The sequence below is a fragment of the Microbulbifer maximicatervae (SeqCode) genome (genome assembly GCF_052467815.1).
The window spans coordinates 1,016,430-1,035,380 of record NZ_CP174326.1 but is presented as its reverse complement, the minus strand read 5'-3'; the positions used below and the strand labels follow the sequence as shown (position 1 = coordinate 1,035,380).

18 protein-coding genes are annotated in these 18,951 nt (G+C 50.6%); 11 read left to right on the top strand and 7 right to left on the bottom strand.

The annotated features are described in order from the left end of the window. Nucleotides 1–112: 112 nt before the first annotated feature. The 7 genes from ACJJIW_RS04485 to ACJJIW_RS04455 all read left to right on the top strand — a co-directional run bounded on the left by ACJJIW_RS04485 (nt 113) and on the right by ACJJIW_RS04455 (nt 8,519). Nucleotides 113–1,225, top strand: a complete 1,113-nt coding sequence (locus tag ACJJIW_RS04485; protein WP_444936776.1) for a hypothetical protein — start codon at nt 113–115, stop codon at nt 1,223–1,225. A gap of 98 nt (nt 1,226–1,323) precedes the next feature. After that, entirely contained in the window at nt 1,324–1,740 is a 417-nt protein-coding gene (locus ACJJIW_RS04480; protein ID WP_282934544.1) for a MerR family transcriptional regulator, read from the top strand. Between the two features lie 109 nt (nt 1,741–1,849). After that, nucleotides 1,850–3,019: an isovaleryl-CoA dehydrogenase gene (locus ACJJIW_RS04475; protein WP_282934543.1), complete on the top strand. Its 1,170-nt coding sequence runs from the start codon at nt 1,850–1,852 to the stop codon at nt 3,017–3,019. A gap of 118 nt (nt 3,020–3,137) precedes the next feature. Continuing rightward, the gene (locus tag ACJJIW_RS04470; RefSeq protein ID WP_444936775.1) at nt 3,138–4,745 is read left to right on the top strand and encodes a carboxyl transferase domain-containing protein; all 1,608 of its coding nucleotides are present in this window, start codon (nt 3,138–3,140) and stop codon (nt 4,743–4,745) included. Between the two features lie 72 nt (nt 4,746–4,817). Then, a complete protein-coding gene (locus ACJJIW_RS04465) occupies nt 4,818–5,615 on the top strand; it encodes an enoyl-CoA hydratase/isomerase family protein (protein ID WP_444936774.1) in 798 nt (265 codons plus the stop codon). Between the two features lie 4 nt (nt 5,616–5,619). Then, on the top strand, nt 5,620–7,620 hold the full coding sequence (locus tag ACJJIW_RS04460; RefSeq protein WP_444936773.1) for an acetyl/propionyl/methylcrotonyl-CoA carboxylase subunit alpha: 2,001 nt from the start codon (nt 5,620–5,622) through the stop codon (nt 7,618–7,620). Then, nucleotides 7,620–8,519, top strand: coding sequence for a hydroxymethylglutaryl-CoA lyase (locus ACJJIW_RS04455; protein ID WP_444936772.1), 900 nt, complete (start codon nt 7,620–7,622; stop codon nt 8,517–8,519). The genes ACJJIW_RS04460 and ACJJIW_RS04455 overlap by 1 nt, the downstream gene beginning before the upstream one ends. A 50-nt stretch (nt 8,520–8,569) precedes the next feature. On the opposite strand, the gene ACJJIW_RS04450 is transcribed toward ACJJIW_RS04455, so the two are convergent. The 4 genes from ACJJIW_RS04450 to ACJJIW_RS04435 all read right to left on the bottom strand — a co-directional run bounded on the left by ACJJIW_RS04450 (nt 8,570) and on the right by ACJJIW_RS04435 (nt 12,893). Then, a complete protein-coding gene (locus ACJJIW_RS04450) occupies nt 8,570–8,932 on the bottom strand; it encodes a hypothetical protein (protein WP_444936771.1) in 363 nt (120 codons plus the stop codon). Between the two features lie 129 nt (nt 8,933–9,061). Next, nucleotides 9,062–9,388: a hypothetical protein gene (locus tag ACJJIW_RS04445; protein WP_444934739.1), complete on the bottom strand. Its 327-nt coding sequence runs from the start codon at nt 9,386–9,388 to the stop codon at nt 9,062–9,064. 565 nt (nt 9,389–9,953) lie between these two features. After that, nucleotides 9,954–11,861 carry a multicopper oxidase family protein gene (locus ACJJIW_RS04440; RefSeq protein ID WP_444936770.1) on the bottom strand — a complete coding sequence of 636 codons (1,908 nt, stop codon included), beginning with the start codon at nt 11,859–11,861 and terminating at the stop codon, nt 9,954–9,956. A gap of 117 nt (nt 11,862–11,978) precedes the next feature. Further along, the gene (locus ACJJIW_RS04435; RefSeq protein ID WP_444936769.1) at nt 11,979–12,893 is read right to left on the bottom strand and encodes an SDR family NAD(P)-dependent oxidoreductase; all 915 of its coding nucleotides are present in this window, start codon (nt 12,891–12,893) and stop codon (nt 11,979–11,981) included. A 209-nt stretch (nt 12,894–13,102) separates the two neighbouring features. Between ACJJIW_RS04435 and ACJJIW_RS04430 the strand changes: the two genes are divergently transcribed. The 3 genes from ACJJIW_RS04430 to ACJJIW_RS04420 all read left to right on the top strand — a co-directional run bounded on the left by ACJJIW_RS04430 (nt 13,103) and on the right by ACJJIW_RS04420 (nt 14,830). Beyond that, complete coding sequence (locus ACJJIW_RS04430) at nt 13,103–13,534, top strand: DUF4345 domain-containing protein (RefSeq protein ID WP_444936768.1); 432 nt, start codon at nt 13,103–13,105, stop codon at nt 13,532–13,534. 58 nt (nt 13,535–13,592) lie between these two features. Continuing rightward, nucleotides 13,593–13,895, top strand: coding sequence for a DUF1330 domain-containing protein (locus ACJJIW_RS04425; protein ID WP_282934534.1), 303 nt, complete (start codon nt 13,593–13,595; stop codon nt 13,893–13,895). 80 nt (nt 13,896–13,975) lie between these two features. Continuing rightward, on the top strand, nt 13,976–14,830 hold the full coding sequence (locus ACJJIW_RS04420; RefSeq protein WP_444936767.1) for an AraC family transcriptional regulator: 855 nt from the start codon (nt 13,976–13,978) through the stop codon (nt 14,828–14,830). Nucleotides 14,831–14,857: 27 nt separating this feature from the next. Here ACJJIW_RS04420 and ACJJIW_RS04415 read toward each other — a convergent pair whose 3' ends face one another. From ACJJIW_RS04415 to ACJJIW_RS04405, 3 genes are all read right to left on the bottom strand, one after another. Next, nucleotides 14,858–15,457, bottom strand: coding sequence for a DUF1287 domain-containing protein (locus ACJJIW_RS04415; RefSeq protein ID WP_444936766.1), 600 nt, complete (start codon nt 15,455–15,457; stop codon nt 14,858–14,860). A gap of 47 nt (nt 15,458–15,504) precedes the next feature. Continuing rightward, nucleotides 15,505–16,443, bottom strand: a complete 939-nt coding sequence (locus ACJJIW_RS04410) for an NADP-dependent oxidoreductase (protein WP_282934531.1) — start codon at nt 16,441–16,443, stop codon at nt 15,505–15,507. A 135-nt stretch (nt 16,444–16,578) separates the two neighbouring features. After that, nucleotides 16,579–16,965, bottom strand: a complete 387-nt coding sequence (locus ACJJIW_RS04405) for a hypothetical protein (RefSeq protein WP_282934530.1) — start codon at nt 16,963–16,965, stop codon at nt 16,579–16,581. Between the two features lie 681 nt (nt 16,966–17,646). On the opposite strand from ACJJIW_RS04405, the gene ACJJIW_RS04400 reads away from it, so the two are divergent. Further along, a complete protein-coding gene (locus ACJJIW_RS04400) occupies nt 17,647–18,891 on the top strand; it encodes a DUF945 family protein (protein ID WP_444892650.1) in 1,245 nt (414 codons plus the stop codon). Nucleotides 18,892–18,951: the final 60 nt, after the last annotated feature.

Below are 18,951 nucleotides of genomic sequence, written 5' to 3'. Positions count from 1 at the left end.
CAGGAATTAATTGGGTATGCACAATTTTGGTGCCTACCGTTAAAATGCTCGCTGCTCCAAAACAGCTGGGGCAATAGTAAAAAAACAATACGCAAGATGTCTGCCGCCGTTTATGTCAGTTTCCATTGTATCTAATCTTCGCAAAATACCGGCTCAATTAGCACAGTTGTCCAAACGCGCCCGTCAGCGCCTATTGGCACTGGTTATCTGGGTGACACTGGCAATATTCTGTGCAGCGGCACTGGGGCATTTTTATGGTCAGCAGCGCGATGGTCAGATAGAGCGAGACAGAATTACTGCAAAGGCGGCTGCGACTATTCTCGCGGGGCAGAGCCTGGAGAGTATTGTGGCCGGGGATCGTATCAGCTTACAGCTGATCGCTCGCCAACTGCTGGAGCTTCCAATGGTTTCCGGCATTTTAATTGAGGATGTGGAATCGAATTCCCTGGCCGAAGTGGGGGACCTGAAAGAGGGGGAGACGATCACCGAGCCAGTGGTCCTGCACGATAGTATTGCCGGCAATATTACCGTAGCGTTTGAGCCCGGTAATTCCGTTACCTTTCCCTGGGCCAGCTTGTTGCTGACACTCGTTTTTGCCCTGCCATTTAGTGCAGCTGCGGCCCTGCTTACCGGTAGCTTGTCCCGGGAGCGCAAATTGCCCGCACAAGTTACTGAGTCTGCTCAAGCTGTTGCTGAAGTTACCGAGCCCAGTGTTGGGCTTTATCTTCGCCCCCTCAACTGGGCGCAGTTGGGCAATCAGTTAAGTCGCAGCGCCCTGGAGGGTTTGCAGCGGGAGCTAGATGGACGCATGCGTTTGCTGCAGCGCATATACGGTGCCACCCCCCTGAGTTGCGCCGGGCCACAGATCGGCCTGGATTTCTCTGGCACCGATGCGGCCTTCCGCGCAGTCTGCTGTGGTTTATTGTTGCGGGAGATGCAGAGCGTCAGCCGTGCTACCGGTTTGAAGCTGGCTTTGGCGGTAGTCCCATCCCAGCCACAGAGTCCGGATTTCTGTGCCGATCAGTTACTCAACCAGTCCCGTGGCTTGTTTTTGCACCCGGAACTTCTTGAGGACAGTTCCCTGGTGGGGCGAATTGAGCACCACGGTGCCGGTTGGGCATTGGAGGTGACCGGCCTAACCCCTTCCTATCAAAAACTTCTCAACAATCAGCTACAACAACTGCTTGGCGCTGAGGCTACTCCTCACAGGACCCCTGTGGGCTAAGTGACTGGAAGTGCCTCAGGGTTCTTTTTTGGCGCGTGCTTTACGTTTACGTTAACGTAAACTCTTGCTAGGCTTGATGGCATCTTGAGGACGTCGTTATGAAAGCAGAAGCAAGCCAAATGGAGCCCCTTAGCTACAGCATTTCCGAGCTGGCGCGGGAATTCGATATCACTACCCGCGCCATCCGCTTCTATGAGGATAAGGGCCTACTCAGTCCCGAGCGTCGTGGCCAGACTCGAATCTATAGTCCCGAGGAGCGTGTGCGCCTAAAGCTGATCCTGCGCGGAAAGCGGTTGGGATTCTCCCTGGATGAGAGCCGCGAAATTATCGATATGTACGATCCTGCCCACGGCAATGTGGAGCAGTTGCACCGTCTACTGGAGCGCATCGCGCAAAAGCGTTTGCAGTTACAACAGCAATTGCGGGATATCGAAAGCCTGATGGAAGAGTTGGATGAAGCTGAATCCAGGGCCCGTGAGTCCCTGGCGCAAAGCGATGACAACAGCGCTTCCTGAACAGATTTCGGCACTGCGCCAAGAGTGGCGCGGTTGCCTTATGTGGTATTGAACAGCCGCCAAGGCGGTCATTTGAATTAAAGACATTTTAAATATCAGTGGAGCCGTTATGAACACCTCCTACCCAACCCTGAATTTCGGTCTCGGTGAAGACATCGATATGCTCCGTGACATGGTGTACAAGTTCTGCCAGGCGGAGCTGGCCCCGCGCGCGGCACAGATTGATGAAGACAACCTGTTCCCCGCAGACATGTGGAAAAAGTTTGGTGAGCTGGGCCTGCTGGGTATGACCGTGGAAGAGGAGTTCGGCGGTTCCAATATGGGTTACCTGGCGCACGCTGTGGCCATGGAAGAAATTTCCCGCGCCTCCGCTTCTGTGGGCTTGTCCTACGGTGCCCACTCCAACCTGTGTGTAAACCAGATTCGCAAAAATGGTACCCATGCGCAGAAGCTCAAGTACCTGCCCAAGCTCTGTTCCGGTGAACATGTAGGCGCCTTGGCCATGAGTGAACCCAACTCCGGTTCCGACGTGGTAAGTCTGCAACTGCGCGCGGAGAAGCGCGGCGATCGCTTTATTTTGAACGGCAATAAAATGTGGATCACCAACGGCCCCGATGCCGATACCTATGTGATCTACGCGCGCACCGAACCGGGTATCAGCTCCGGTGGTATTACTGCGTTTATCGTTGAGCGCGGCTTTGCCGGTTTCTCCCAAGCGCAAAAGCTCGACAAGCTGGGCATGCGCGGTTCCAACACCTGTGAGCTGGTGTTCGAAGACTGTGAAGTGCCGGAAGAAAATATCCTCGGTGAACTGAACGGCGGTGTGCGCGTATTGATGAGCGGTCTCGACTACGAGCGCACCATTCTCTCCGGAGGCCCTGTCGGTATTATGCAGGCTTGCCTGGATGTAGTGGTTCCCTATATTCACGAGCGCAAGCAGTTCGGCAAGGCCATCGGTGAATTCCAGCTGATGCAGGGCAAGATCGCCGATATGTACGCTGACCTGAATGCCAGCCGCTCTTACCTGTACGCTGTGGCCCGGGCTTGTGATCGCGGTGAGGACTCGCGCAAGGACGCCGCCGCTGTAATCCTGTTTACTGCGGAGCGCGCAACACAGATGGCCCTGCAAGCTATCCAGACTTTGGGCGGCAATGGCTACATCAACGAGTACGCCACTGGTCGTCTGCTGCGCGATGCCAAGCTCTACGAAATCGGCGCGGGCACTTCTGAAGTGCGCCGTATGCTGATTGGTCGCGAGCTGTTTAAAGAGACCCGCTAAGGCTGGGCATTTCTTCTCGCCGCCGGCGCCTGCCGGCGGCAGCTGTCTCCAGCCGGGCACTGCGGCAATAAGCTGCGCCCTGTGGAGGTCTTTTCTCCGGGAAAGTGAATCGGACTTTATGAATCAGTTGCAGAGCAAAATAAACACGCGCGATGCCGCCTTTGGCGAAAACCGCGAGCAGATGCAGGCGCTGGTGGCAGACCTGCGCGAGAAAGTGGAAGCCATCGCCCAGGGCGGCGGCGAGCGCGCGAGGGAAAAACACCTGGCGCGGGGGAAATTATTGCCACGGGACCGTATCGATGCGCTGCTCGATCCGGGTAGCCCTTTTATGGAATTTTCCCAGCTGGCCGCTCACGAGGTTTACGGTGAAGATGTTCCGGCTGCGGGCATTATTACCGGCATCGGCACCGTTTCCGGTCAGCCCTGCGTGATAGTGGCTAACGATGCCACTGTAAAAGGCGGTACTTACTACCCGCTTACAGTAAAAAAACACCTACGTGCGCAGACGATTGCTGAACAGAATAATCTGCCGTGCATTTACCTGGTGGATTCCGGTGGTGCCAATTTGCCGCGCCAGGACGACGTCTTCCCAGACCGAGAGCACTTCGGTCGCATCTTCTTTAACCAAGCCAATCTCTCTGCACAGAATATTCCGCAGATCGCAGTGGTTATGGGTAGCTGCACTGCCGGTGGTGCCTATGTGCCGGCCATGGCAGACGAATCCATTATGGTGAAAGAGCAGGCCACCATCTTCCTGGCGGGTCCGCCCCTGGTGAAAGCGGCCACCGGTGAAGAAGTTTCTGCCGAAGAACTCGGCGGTGCCGAGGTGCACTGCCGCACTTCCGGGGTTTCCGATCACTACGCCAATAACGACGTACATGCGTTGCAGTTGGCGCGCCGCTCTGTAGCGCGCCTGAACCGTATCAAAAATCCCGGCCTGGATATCCAAAAGCCGGTGGAGCCGATTTATCCACCGGAAGACATTTACGGCGTGGTGCCCAAAGACTCGCGCCAGCCGTTTGATGTGCGCGAGATTATCGCGAGGGTTGTGGACGGATCTGAGTTCGATGAATTTAAAGCGTTGTACGGCACCACCCTGGTAACCGGTTTCGCCCGTATCCAGGGCTACCCGGTGGGAATTGTTGCCAACAACGGCATCCTGTTTGCGGAGAGTGCGCAGAAGGGCGCGCACTTTATTGAGTTGTGCGCGCAGCGCAAGATCCCGCTGGTGTTTCTGCAAAATATCACCGGCTTTATGGTGGGTAAACAGTACGAGGCGGGCGGCATCGCCAAACACGGCGCCAAGATGGTGACCGCTGTCGCTACCGCCAAGGTGCCCAAAATTACCATCCTTATCGGCGGCTCTTTCGGTGCAGGTAACTACGGTATGTGTGGCCGCGCCTACGATCCCAACTTCCTGTTTATGTGGCCCAATGCGCGCATCTCGGTTATGGGGGGTGAACAAGCCGCCGGCGTATTGGCCCAGGTGAAGCGCGACCAGATGGCTGCCCGGGGTGAATCCTGGAGCGAAGAGGAAGAGCACCAGTTTAAACAGCCGATTGTGGATAACTACGAGCACCAGGGGCATCCCTATTACGCCTCCGCGCGCTTGTGGGATGACGGCGTTATCGATCCGGCGGATACCCGCCGCGTGCTCGGTCTGTGCCTGGCGGCGGCCAGCCACAAGGAACCGGAAGAGACCCAGTTCGGCGTGTTCCGCATGTAAGGAACCGTGGTTGCGGCGCCAATGAAATGTTCCGGTGCCGCTTTTGATAGACGCCCCAATCGAGGAATTACAATGAGCGATAAATTGCTGTGCGAAGTGGATAGCGAGGGCGTGGCCACGGTCACCCTGAACCGGCCGGAAATCCACAACGCTTTTGATGATGAACTGATCCACGAGCTGGCCACCACCTTTGACACCCTGGCGCAAAACCCCGCTGTACGTGTGTTGGTACTGGCCTCCAATGGCAAGAGCTTTTCTGCCGGAGCCGACCTCAACTGGATGAAGCGCATGGCGACTTATTCAGAAGAGGAAAACCGTCGCGATGCTGCCGCGCTCGCTGCCATGCTGTACAAGCTCGATACCTTCCCTGCACCCACCATTGCGCGAGTACAGGGCGCCGCTTTTGGCGGCGCCGTGGGCTTGGTGAGCTGCTGCGATATGGCCGTGGCCTCTGAGCGCGCCAGCTTCTGTTTGTCCGAAGTCAAAATCGGGTTGCTGCCCGCCACCATCAGTCCCTATGTCATCAATGCGATCGGCACTCGCCACGCGCGTCGTTATTTTGTCACAGCGGAGCGTTTCTCCGCCGAACGCGCGGAACAGATCGGTTTGGTATCCGAAGTCTGCGCAGAGGGTGACCTGGATCTGCATGTGCAGAAATTAGTGAATGCCATTGCCGACAATGGCCCCAAGGCAGTTGCAATGGCCAAACAGCTGGCCATGTCCATGTCCAACCGGGTTATTAATAATGAGTTGCAAGGGCAGACCAGCGCACTGATCGCTGCCGTGCGTGTATCGCCGGAAGGGCAGGAAGGGTTGAGTGCGTTTTTGGAAAAGCGCGCGCCCAGTTGGATGAATGGTAGCGAAGGGTAATTTTATGATTCGCAAACTGTTGATAGCTAATCGCGGCGAAATTGCCTGCCGTATTATCAAGACCGTGCGCCGCCTGGGGGTGGCCACTGTCGCCGTTTATTCCGATGCGGATGCCGACGCTCTGCATGTGCAGATGGCGGACGAAGCGGTGCACCTGGGTCCGGCCCCGGCCAGGGATTCGTATCTGGATATCGACAAAGTATTGGGTGCTGCCAAGCAGACTGGTGCCGATGCCATCCATCCGGGTTATGGCTTCCTGTCGGAAAACGCGGAGTTTTGCCGCGCCTGCGATAGCAACGGCATTATTTTTGTCGGCCCACCCACCGGCGCGATCGAGGCGATGGGCTCCAAGTCCGCAGCCAAGCGTATTATGGAAGAGGCCAATGTGCCCCTGGTGCCCGGTTACCATGGCACCAATCAAAATGAAGAGCTGTTGGAAGGCCATGCCAATCGCATCGGATATCCGGTATTGCTGAAAGCTGCTGCCGGCGGCGGTGGTAAGGGCATGCGCCGTGTCGACAGTGCCGATGAATTCCACGAAGCTCTGGCCGCTGCCAAGCGTGAGGCCATGAATGCCTTTGGCGACGACATTATGTTGCTAGAGCGCTATGTGGTGAGTCCCCGCCATGTGGAAATCCAGGTGTTCTGTGATCAGCAGGGCAATGGCGTCTACCTGTTTGAACGGGATTGCTCGGTGCAGCGCCGCCACCAAAAAGTAGTGGAAGAAGCTCCCGCACCGGGCATGACTCCGGAGCTGCGCGCCCGCATGGGTGAAGCGGCCTTGCGCGCGGCCCACGCGATTGGTTACGTGGGTGCCGGCACAGTGGAATTCCTGCTAGATGCCAGCGGTGCCTTCTACTTTATGGAAATGAATACCCGCCTGCAGGTAGAGCACCCTGTTACGGAAATGATCACCGACCAGGATCTGGTGGCCTGGCAGCTGTCAGTTGCCGCTGGCGATACCCTGCCCATGAGCCAGGATGAGCTGCAGATCAACGGCCACGCCATGGAAGTGCGGATCTACGCCGAAGACCCGGACAATGATTTTCTGCCGGCAACCGGCGTGCTGGTGCGCCACCAGCCCCCGGCGGAAGGTGAGGGTGTGCGGGTGGATACCGGTGTGCAGACCGGCGATGAAATCAGTGTGCATTACGACCCGATGATCGCCAAATTGATCTGCCACGGCCGCACCCGCAAAGAAGCCCTGGCCAAATTGGATCGCGCACTGCGTGATTATCAGATTGCCGGTGTGCGCCACAATATCGAATTCCTGCGCCGAGTGATCAATCACCAGGCATTTGCCAGCGGTTGTATTTCGACGCACTTTATCGAGGACTACGAGGCGGAAGTACTGCACCAGGAGCAGACACTGACGCTGCTGAAATGCGCTGCTATTGCCGGCTATTTACAGCAGCGTGAAGAGCGCGATCTGCGCAACAGAGCACCGCAGCGAGATCCTTTTTCCCCTTGGCACAATGGCGATAACTGGCGCAATGCTCTGGCTGGCAGTCGCACCCAGACGGTGGACTACCGTGGCCAGCACGCTCAAATTCGCTTTGTTGCGGAGGGCGATAGCCTGCGCTGGACTTGCGATGCCTTGCCTGAGGAACAGAACAACGGTGAGATTCGCCTGCTGCCGGGACGCGACTTGATGTTGGTGGATGGCCGCCGCATGAGTTTCTCCGCCGTGGATACCCGCGATGGCGGTGCTGTATTTATCGATGGCACTCAGGTGGAATTCAAGCTGTTGCCACCAGATATCGGTGAGAGCAATGACCAGGCCCACGGCCTCGATGCCCCCATGAACGGCACCATAATTTCTCTGCTGGTTGAGCCCGGCTCTACGGTGGAAAAAGACCAGCCGCTACTGGTAATGGAAGCCATGAAAATGGAACACACCCTGCGGGCTCCAGCCGCCGGCACCGTGCAGCAGTTCTTCTGTGCCGAAGGTGAATTAGTGGATGGCGGTAGTCTGCTGGTGGATTTTGCCGGGGAGGAGCAATAATGACTTTGCCCAAACAGGTCAAAATCGTCGAAGTGGGCCCCCGCGATGGGCTGCAAAATGAGAAGCAGCCTATCTCTGTGGAGACCCGTATCGCTCTGGTGGACAAGCTCAGTGCCAGTGGGCTGTCGGTTATTGAAGCCGGCAGTTTTGTCAGCCCCAAGTGGGTACCGCAAATGGCCGCCAGCGAGGAAGTGCTGGCGGGTATCCAGCGCAAAGACGGTGTTATCTACAGCGCGCTCACGCCAAACTTAAAAGGTTATGAGCGCGCAGTGGAAGCCAAAGCAGATGAGGTCGCCGTATTCGGCGCGGCCTCAGAAGCCTTCACCCAGAAAAATATTAATTGCAGTATTGCTGAGAGTCTTGAGCGCTTCCGTCCACTGGTGGAAAAAGCGAAGCAAGACGGTATACCCGTGCGCGGATACGTATCCTGCGTACTTGGTTGCCCCTATGAAGGTGATATTGATCCGGCCAAAGTGGCAGAAGTTAGTGCCGCTCTACTGGAAATGGGTTGCTACGAAATTTCCCTCGGCGACACCATCGGTGTCGGCACCCCGGAATCCGCCAAGCGTATGCTGGAGCAGGTGATGGCCCGTGTACCTGTGGAAAAACTTGCGGTGCACTTCCACGATACCTACGGCCAGGCCTTGGCCAATATCTACGCGGCCTTACAAATGGGGGTCGCAGTAGTAGATTCCGCCGTAGCCGGCCTGGGCGGCTGCCCCTATGCCCGTGGCGCTTCCGGTAATGTTGCCAGTGAGGATGTACTTTATATGCTCAATGGCATGGGTATTGAAACCGGCGTGGATTTACAGTTGCTGGCAGAGGCTGGGAACTTTATTTCTGAACAGCTGGGAAGGGAGACCAACTCCCGTGTGGCTAAGGCTTTGATGCCCTGCTGAGGAATTTCTGGGGCGGTTAGAGCACCGCCCTGAAACTACAAACTTGAAGATCAGATATCTACCCGATAAATCAGAGGGTGGTTATTTCCGTTACCCTCTCTGCAACCCTCTACTCCAAAACCTACGGTATTAGATTTAGCAAAATATGCAGCCATAAGTGATGAAAATTGCTCTTTAGTGTCATTATTGTCTGTTCCATCATTGTGATCGAACTCTATGACTACATGGTTACTTGACCCAGATGAGCAGTCTTCCCCTAATTCGTCGCCGCTAGCATCTGGTGAGAATTTAATTACTGCATAATATTTATAGGTAGTAATGCCTTCGATAGTTTTATTAGGCTCAATGGTACTTGATGCAAAACTGGTGCTGGATAGTAGCGCGAGTAGTAGTCCGGAGAATAAATTTTTCATTTTCATAAAAACTAATATTTTTTGGTTCTCTGTAAATAGGATGGAAACTATTAAGTGGTTTTTCTATTCTGTGATGTTGCTTGTGCAAGTAACGTTATTTCTAATAATAGAATGGTCATCGGCAGCGGCTTATTTATCAGAGTAAATCATTATATAATTTATGTTGGCTAGTCCAGCTTCATTACAATTTGTACCACTTTCCATAACTTGTACAATTTTCCCTGCCATCAACGCAGCAAGAGCAGTGCTATGCTGGGCTTCATTTACTATGGTAATTCTATCTTGTGCATTTGTGTTCTCACACATAGAGTTAGTTATATCGGTATCAAGATATAAAACATTATAGTTCTCTCCAATGCCTTCGGCCTGGATCTTTGTTATTTTTGCTGTCCAAGCAGCAGAGAAAACATTTGCGGAGAATGCAAGTAATATAGTTGCAGTCAAAAATTTTTTCATCTGGATCTCTTGATTAGTTTTAATCAGAATGATTATATTTTGATTTGATGGTTTATATTTTAGTATAAAATAATTTTATGTTTTTGCATATAGTTTTCTCCTTTTTGAGATTTTTCTTGGTGGAACGTATGTCCAGATTTTGAGGGAGGTTGTGTCTTTTATTGCCCTCAATGCTGAACTGCTCTAGATGTTTTAATATCTTAAGGTTCGGTTTTCGTGGCACTATTGGTGGAGATATCTTATTGTTTAGCAAATAATTGATATTTTTATTTTTTTCATTGTTTTCTGTAAACATCTTTGCAGGGCTGATTTCTCAAGTGCGGCTGATGAATTATAATTTCCATTGATGGTGCGTTTCATCGATATTTTATTTTTAAAGTTCTGTTGTTTTAATTGGCTTTTAAGTGATGGAAGATGTAGATGTCGTTGAGGAAGTTAAGATTATTGTTGGTGTTATATTTATAATTTAATAGTTAAAGCCGTATTCGGATCTAACTGGCGGTCAGACACTTTTTGATTTATTTGCTTTTTTGCTGGTCTAAGGCATTGAATTAAGGTTGGTAGATTAGTTGCTATTTACTGGCTCTGATTCCATTACCCTAAATGGCCGCATCATATCGTAATCCTCATGGGAGAGCAGATGGCAATGCCATACATAGAGGCCTTCGCGGTCAAAGCGCGCAATTACACGGGTCACTTGGCCGGGAAGCGCGATGACAGTATCTTTGGGGCCGCTTTCTTCTGGCTGTGGCGGAAGAGGTTTTCCCTGTAGAGATTCTATCTCCAGTCGTGCTCCCTGAAATACTTCACCTGTGTGCATAAATCTCTGTGGTTTGGGGATAAGTTTTCCTTTAAAAGGCTGGCGATCCAGTACCTGGAATTCCACCAGATGAATATGGATTGGATGAGCCGATACTGTAGGGTTGTATATTTCCCAGATCTCAACGGCGTTGTGTTGGATTATTTCTGTAGTAGGGTCTTCAAAAAATAGGGAGCCCTCCTTTACTGGACCTAACATGAGCAGATTGCGGCCATAGGGATCATCCAACCGATAGGTGGCAAGTTGTCGTGTGCGACTGGCTTGGTTAAGCCTATTAAGTGGGGTGCGCAAGGGAGTATTTAGGCTGAGTTTTAAATCTCCAGTGGTATTTTTAATCTCTGATTTCTGTTTATTAGAAGGGGGGGGGATCGGTGTTGAAGCAATATGAAATTGTAGGATCTGGCCTGTAGTATTTGGATCGGTAGCTGGTGTGATGCCGCCGCGTCCATCGCTTAATACGCGTTTACCTTCCGGGTTGTAGACAAGTGGAATCGAACTCTTTGGGTCATTGGCCTCTACAAAGCCTTTAAAAGGGACATCCGGTCCAAAGTTTCGCAGTGTTAGTTCACGTCCTTCATAACCGCTGAAATCTACTAAAACATCTGCTCGCTCTGCGGGTGCCAATATCAACTCGTTCAATTTTACAGGGTAATCGAGAAATCCGCCGTCACCGCCGACTTGTACAAAGGGTGTATTTTCGTCGATCCTGAGTATCAGTGTGCGAGTATCAGATGCGTTGAGTAATCGCAATCGATAGACGTGTGGAGTGACACTGACTTTGGGCCAGGTCATACCGTTTACCAGAATAAAATTGCCAAAAAATTCGTCGAGATGGGACGGATTGGGCCAATTGGCCTTAACCACCTCATGGGAAACCGGTGATGGAGGCTGGTCCCTCCAGCCAGGAAAATACAGCTGCCCATCGGAGCTAAACAAGCTGTCTGTAATAGCGGCTACAAAAGTGCGCTCTTCTGCAGGGAGCAGCTTCTCCTGTATCAGGCGGTCTTCATTGTCATCGCCAACCAGGTAAAAACCGAATAGACCTGCGTAAACATTAAGGCGCGTCATGCCCAGGGTGTGATCGTGATACCAGATAGTGGCGGCATCCTGGGAGTTGTCGTATTCGTAAATCCTTTTCTCAAATAATGGTCCCGTCTCACGATAATTGCGGGTGTACCAAGCGAGGGGGTTGCCGTCACTTTTCCACTCTGTATGCCCGCCGTGAAGGTGGATAACCATAGGTACAGCTTTTGGATCTTTTACGTCGGCGAGGTGAACGGATCGATCCACAGGAAATAGATGCGGACCCGGTAGCTCATTGGCCCAGTGTACAAATACCAGTTGGCCTTCTCGGGCGCGAATAGTAGGGCCAGGAGAGTGGATGCGACCTGCATATTCAAAACCCCAGGCCTTAGTCATTATGCGTTTGCCATCCTTATCCTGTAGCCCCATCCAAACTTCAGTGGGGCGGGCGGGTAGTTTAATCGGGGCTGAGCCCTGAGGGCGGATTTCTACTGGTATTGGCAGTTCATTGACGAACTTATCCACAGTTGCTGGATCCAGCAGCCGCAGGGGAGTTGCTTTAGCTACATCTTCAGCAGCAGTCAGGGCAAGGGGAATTAACAACAGCAGGGAAAAGATTACCCGAAACATTGGCTGTTTTTAGCAGTAAGTATTTAACAGTCAAGTATAGGTAAACAAGCGGTTTCGGTGGCGTTAACTAGGGGGCAGGGAAGAGTGTACAGGGCCCTTCCCTGATGCGACCCTTCATTAGATAAAGCGATTGATCGCCGTTTTGGCATTGTCTTGATAGGTAGGATTGTCCAGGTCCGGGAAAAGCTTCCGCTGTTCACCAAGAGGTCCAGTCAATCCGCGTTCACTGCCGTAAAAAATACCTGTGCGGAAGGATCTTGTATCCAGTAGGGCATCGATATAGCGCTTGGCGCCTATTTCTACTTTGTGGACTTTGCCAAGTAGCAGCATAATCTGCATCATGCCCTTCATCATATATTGCTTGAATAACGACAGTGTATTGAAGCCCTCTGTGCCTACCGTAGCCCCGGGACTCATGGTTACGAAGCGGATATGGGGGCATTCCCGCGCCATGGAAGACATCCATAGGGCGCCCATATACTTTATCGGACCATAGGGTACCGTAGCGTCTTTGGTACTGGCATAGAACTTTCCTTCACAGATCTGCATAAATTCCTCCACAGAGGCGCTTTTCAGGTCTGGTCGCTTCATACCCATCTCTTTTACGCCGCGAGCGGCCTCGGAGCCGGCATAGATAGCAGTCTGGGTTAATTTATTGGCTTTCAGTAACTCGTTAGTCAGTAGAGCATGCCCAAGCAGGTTGACGGCGAAAATTTGTGTGACTCCTTCGGGGGTCTTGTTGTAAAACTCTTTCCCCCCGGTACCGCCAGCATTCATAACCAGCGCATCAACTGGGGAGTCCAGGTTCTTAACTGCCTCTTTCACAGATTGTTGATCCGCGACATCGATCAGCAATACTTCGAAGATATTCCTGCCTGTTACCGACACCAGATCGGCCTGGGCTTCCTTGGCTTTGTGGAGATTGCGGCAGCCGAGATAGATCTTGTTAATCTGCTGGTATTCCGCCAGTTGCTTGGCGCATTCCCTGCCTAAGCCTGCATTCGCTCCGGTAATCAAAACACTCTTAATCATCTTTCTGTCTCTGTGGATATTGGGAACTGGTGCCCGGATATGGATATACCCGGCTGTTGGAGAGAAAGATAAGCGGTTAAGCGCCTCGTCTTTTGACATTTCTTGCTGTCTTAGTGGGATACCAAGACCGCAAGAAATATCAAAAATAGGGCCTTACTGGCCAATATGATTAGGTCATCACTCCAAATACGGCAAACTAAGGTGACACTATGAATCAGGCGAGTTCTATAGAAAGAAAAATTTTCCAATTGTTAGTGGTAGCGCTGGCGGTGATCTGTTTTGTGCCCGGGGGTATCAGTGCATTTGGAGGGCTGAATGGCAGTGCTGCTCTGAGTGGTGGTGCTATGATTTTTGGCCCGGATAGCCCCTTGAGAGGATTTGGGGATAATCAATATCGATTTGCCTTTGGTGTTTTCTTTGCCCAGGGGTTGGTTCTACTGTATTTCCTGAGCAATATCGAAAAACATAAAGCATTGTTTTACTTCGTGGCTTTATCCCTCTTTATTGGCGGTCTGGGCCGCTTAAGCAATATTCTGGAATTTGGATTGGTGGATGATCAGGTCTTACCCCCTACGATTATTGAGCTTGCGACAGTTCCACTTCTGGTTTTTTGGCATAGGCGAGTAGCCTCTCAAAGTTAGTCATTAGAAGCTCTTAGTTAAGCAACTAAAATTTATTTACACTTAAGAGGTTATTACTTTGTTACCAGTATTTTTACATATAGAGTCTTCACCAAACTTACAGGAATTGCAGGCTCTTCAGCAGTATATAGGTCTGGCACCGCAATTAATGCAACAGTATGGGGGGGTGCCTATTGCTTCTTATGATGTGGAAGAGGCCCTGGACGGGGGTCGGTCACCAAGGGCATTTGTTGTGGTATCTTTTCCGGATCGGGAGGCGATCTATGCATTCTTTAATGATCCAGCCTATCAGGCGATTATTCCTTTGAGGGACAAAGCATTTGCCCATTTACGCTTTTTTATCACTAGTGAGCGAATTTAATTTAAAGGCATACTAAACCGGGAAGGTATTGTTCGAAAATTTCACCGTCCCAACGTAGACTGGCAGTAAAGGAGCCTCTCATGCAGCGATTTTTTAAAAGTATTAACTTCGTAGAGCAGCATCTATATGACAAAATTTCTGTTCACGAAATTGCTGCTGCCTCTCATTACTCCACCTACCACTTCAGCCGTATTTTTAAGGCATTAGTGGGGGACTCACCGAAAGAGTATTTGCGTAAGCGCCGATTGACCGTCGCCGCAAAGAGGTTGTTGAGTGAAGATATTGGTATTCTTGAGCTTGCCATGGAGTGCCAATTTGACTCCCAAGAAGCGTTTACTCGCGCGTTTAAAGCTTTATTTAACGTAACCCCGGCACAGTATCGAAAGCAGCAGGATCCTTTTCGGTTGTTGTATAAGGATCAATTTAGCCCTCATATGCTGCACTTCTTGCAAAATGAGTTGTCCATGGAGCCACAAATTATTTCGCGGCCAGCGATGCAATTGGTGGGGGTAGCGCAGGAATACGACCATGAAAATCTCAGCTTGCCAAAGCTCTGGTCTGCATTTCGGCCCTACAGGGATAAAATCCCCAATCGTATCAGCGATGAATCTTTTGGTATCTATGAATGTTATGAGGAAGCGGGTGATGAAATTCAGTTTAAGTATGTCTGCTGTGCGCCGGTTGCCGACCTGACTCAGGTACCCGAGGGAATGGTGGCGCGGGAACTACCGGAGCAGCTATATGCAAAATTTGTTCACCGCGGATCTATTACCACCCTGGAACAGACATTGAAGTATATTTGGGGAAGCTGGTTGCCAAAGTCCAATTACGACTATATTGAGAGGCCAGACTTTGAGCTGTACCCACCCAGATATCAGGTTACCAGCCCGATAGCGGAAATGTTTCTCCATATTCCGGTCAAAGAAAGGCTGTAATCACTTGGCAATAGCGTAGTTTTTTCGCTACTCAATCTTTTCGGTTGCCTGGCCGGCGTTGTATCGGTAATGCCCGGTAATTTTAAAGGAAAACAGCATATCTTCGAGCACGGGTCCAGCCCCGATATTGTGTGCGACCAAGTACCGGTTGGTTTTTTGAGAGCGTTTCGCAGTCACAATACCGATATGTGGTAAATTACCGGGAAGCATCCAGGTAACGATGTCTCCTGGTAGATAATCCTCTGCATTGTCACTTATTGAGAGCGATTGCCCTTTGCGAGTAAAAAAAGCCTGTAGATTGGGTACTCGCCGATGATCAATATTTTTATCTGGCCTTGAAAGTCCCCAAATGCGTTTAGACGGGTAGGCTTGAAAATGACCCGATATATCCTCGTGAACTTCTCTTTGTAAATCGATCCCCAGCTTCCTATATGATCGAATCACTACGTCGGTACAAACACCGGTATCAGCCGGCACATCTCCATTTGGATAGGGGATAGACACATAAGCAGGATCGTAGCGTACCTTATGATAGGTTCGCTCCAGAGCAGCTTCGGCCAAAGTTATATTTTGTGCATAACTGGCGGCAGAAATCAGGGTACCCAAAAATAGAAATATCCGTTTCACTAGGGCTCCAGTTTTTTTGAGTCTAGGTTGAAATCCTATACTATCGTTTATTTACCCTGCAACACATCAATAACTATTTTACCTTTGGCTCTTCCCTTATTTAGGTAGTCGAGTGCGGCTTGAGTTTCATGTATGGGGTATACTCTATCAATAACCGGTTTCAAAAATCCTTTCTCAAGTAATGAAGCAAGTTCTGCGAGAGTAGTGCCACTTGGCCATGAATAGACTAGTTGGAGACGCTGCCTCATCTTTTCAATTAAGGTATATGACCCTTTAGCTTTGACGGAGACTGATACTAATAGACCATGTTTGTTAAGAACTTTGGCAGACCTTTCTAATACTTCTCCGCCTAAAGAGTCGAGTACAAGGTCATAATCCTCGAGTAATTCCTCAAATTTTTCGGTTTTATAATTGATAACAGTGTCAGCACCGAGCCGTTTGACTAATGTAAAGTTGGCATCACTGGTGGTTGTGGCTACGAAGGCGCCTATATATTTGGCAATTTGAATAGCGATAGTACCGACTCCGCCAGAGCCGGCATGAATAAGGACTTTTTGTTCTTTCTGTAACTTTCCCACTTCAACGAGAGATTGCCAGGCTGTTAAACCCACGAGAGGGAATGCGGCACACTCATTGTTGGAAAGATTGCTGGGGCGGATAGCTGCGTCCATTGCTTTGATTGAAGTGTATTCGGCAATCGTACCCGCTTGATTTGTATCGGGGCGTGCAAATATCAGATCGCCAATTTTAAAATTTCTGACAGCGCTGCCAATTTCTACTACTTTCCCAGTAACATCGTACCCGACAATATGCGGCATTTTTACAGGCATTACATTTTGTAAAGCCCCTGATATTGCCCAGTTATCGAGGGGGTTGATACTGGCCGATTGTACCTTTACTAAAATACTATTTTTATCCGGTGAAGGTTTAGGCATCTCTGCAATTTCGATGGGGCTGCCATAACACCTGATAATAGCGGCTTGCATATTTCACAGCTCTAAAATTAGAGGATTGATAGCTTTAGTGTGTTGAAAGACTTGCTAGTTTAGTAACTGTAAAAAAATAACGATTGAAAAAAGGGGCCCGAAGGCCCCTTGTAGCAGTAAATATAGCCACAATGGCTAGCGCAAGTTACTGATACAGCGGTTATATTCGCGAATATAAATCTTACCACCTACCGCAGGGTTAGCATTTGCCATATCTGCAGCGGCATTCATACAGCCTTCTACCTGGTCTCTAGTCAGACCCCAAGTTTGGGGGCGGGGTTGTGAGCCGCGGATATACATATCCCGGGGATTCTCATAACTACGAATAGAGGTGGGGGGCTGTACTCTGTAGAAATAACGGCCCTGCTCATTAAAGGCATAGAAAGTATTACCACTTTGGTAATAAGTCTTGCCGAGAATCTGCACGGGTTCAGCGTTGGATGGGAGGCGCGTCATGCGGTCATCTGCATAACTGAAACCTGCGAGAGAACACAAGAGCACCATTGAAACAAGATATCGCATAACGTCTTCTCCTTCTCCTAGTTTGGCCACAAGTCTACTCAAACTGGGGGAGTGTCCCAACGTGCGGTAATGGAAGTTTCGGTTGTTGTAAAGGTATCTTTTAAGATCCGATCGAGATAACGGTTATGAATTCAATAATTATTTTTTACATGAATAGGTAGAAATCAAAAAAATTTCCTAGATAGCGGTTTTCTTATAGTAATCAGGACCTTTATTTTGCGGAGGTACTTGTAAGAGAGCTAAATCGTGGAGATAAGAAACTGGGTTAGATTGAAATACAAGAAAAATAGATTGTTACCTACCCTTAAAACGGCTCTGATTAAAGGAAAGTTAAAGGGTGGTCTAAAAAATTATATTGTTGTTTAAAACTGTCATCGAGCCATAAAATTACTCAGGCGTGCCACAGGAGATCAAGAGACTTGTGAGCTGATATCCAGCATAATGGTCAATTTCAATTTATGGCCGCTTACAAATCCCTCTTCTTAGGCTTGATCAGAGTTTTTGAAATTTTAGATTTACTAATTTACAAGCCGAGATTCTGCTCTTTAGAAATGGGTCATAGGTCCTTATGCCGTGGTTGATGAATGTTCAGCACTCGTATCAAGTAACGAGGCTCTTGTCGCACTAATAGCCTCATAATCTGATACCATCGGCGCAAACCCCTTCGCTAGATGATTTTTTATGAAACTACTGCGTTCACTTCTATTTATTGTGCTTGCCCTAATGGTGATATCTGCCCTGGCTGCGCCGGGTTTTATCGGCCCCAAAGTAGAGGAAATTTGGAAGCAGCAGTTGGGCCGCTTGCAGGGGGGGAATTCCACGGGTTACGAACGCGGATGGTTTGGTGCTGAAACCAATACTGAGGTGGCATTGCCGGATGGCACTACCCAGCTCAATACAGAGATCCATCATGGGCCGGTGTTGCTTACCTCTAAGGGGCCGCGCCTGGGTGTGGTTTATACCGAGACCCGGCTAGAGCTGGATCAACTACAGCCTGAATTGCGCGCTCAATTGGAGTCCATTTATGGCGCTTTACAGGCGAGTCCGGTAGTTCTGGAAACCCTGGTTACCGCCGACAACCGGGTGCTGAATACCCTGCGCTTAGACCCTTTCAAAAATACCGGCCCACTCGGGGAGCTGGAGTTTGACGGTGGGGAGATTGCCGTATCTACGGATTACAGCGGTGCTGTGCTGAACGGTGTCGTGGAGCTGGGAAGCTTGCGCCATATTCATGAAGGTATCGAAGTACTGTTTACCGAGCCCCTTGAAGGCGAGTTTGAATATATGCCCGGCGAGGGCGGTAATGCGGAGCTGCGATTGTCGTTGCTGAGGGCAGAATCAGATTCCGGGCCGGTTCAATTGCGCGATGTTACCCTGGACCTGACCTTGGAAGAATTGGCGGCACAGACCCTGAAAATTATCAGTGACCTGAAGCTTCCCACGGTGGATTCGGCAACACCGATTACCTCTGTGCGCCAGCAGATGACCTTGCCGAGAATTAAGACTGCGGATCTGGGGCACTACCTGCGTGTATTGTTGCCGGCCCCTGAACGGAATTGGGCCCGTGAAATGAGTCGCCCGCTGCGCCTGGAGCAACAGCTGGCGATTCAATCTCGCAATGGCCCTGTGTTAGTAGATGCTGATATCGATTGGCGGGGTATGCGCAAATCCTCCCGCCGAGGTGCCAGTGAGATCGATCAGTGGCTCAAACCGCTGGTAGGTAGTATGACCGTTAGCGCTGCAGAGCAGGCGCTTTTGCAGTCCCCCCTGGTAGGGCAGGCAATGCTTCTGCGAGATTATGGCCTGCTGATCGAAGACAAGGGTGAGCTGCAAATGTATCTCAAGGTCAACCGAGGCCAGTTGGAGGTGAATGGAGAGCAGTTGCCGGCAGACCTGTTCGTGATGGCACTTACCGGCAGATTCTGATTGCTTGGGGGCCTGCTGTTGTGAAAAAAGCAGGCCTCAAATCCCAGTATCATCACAGCT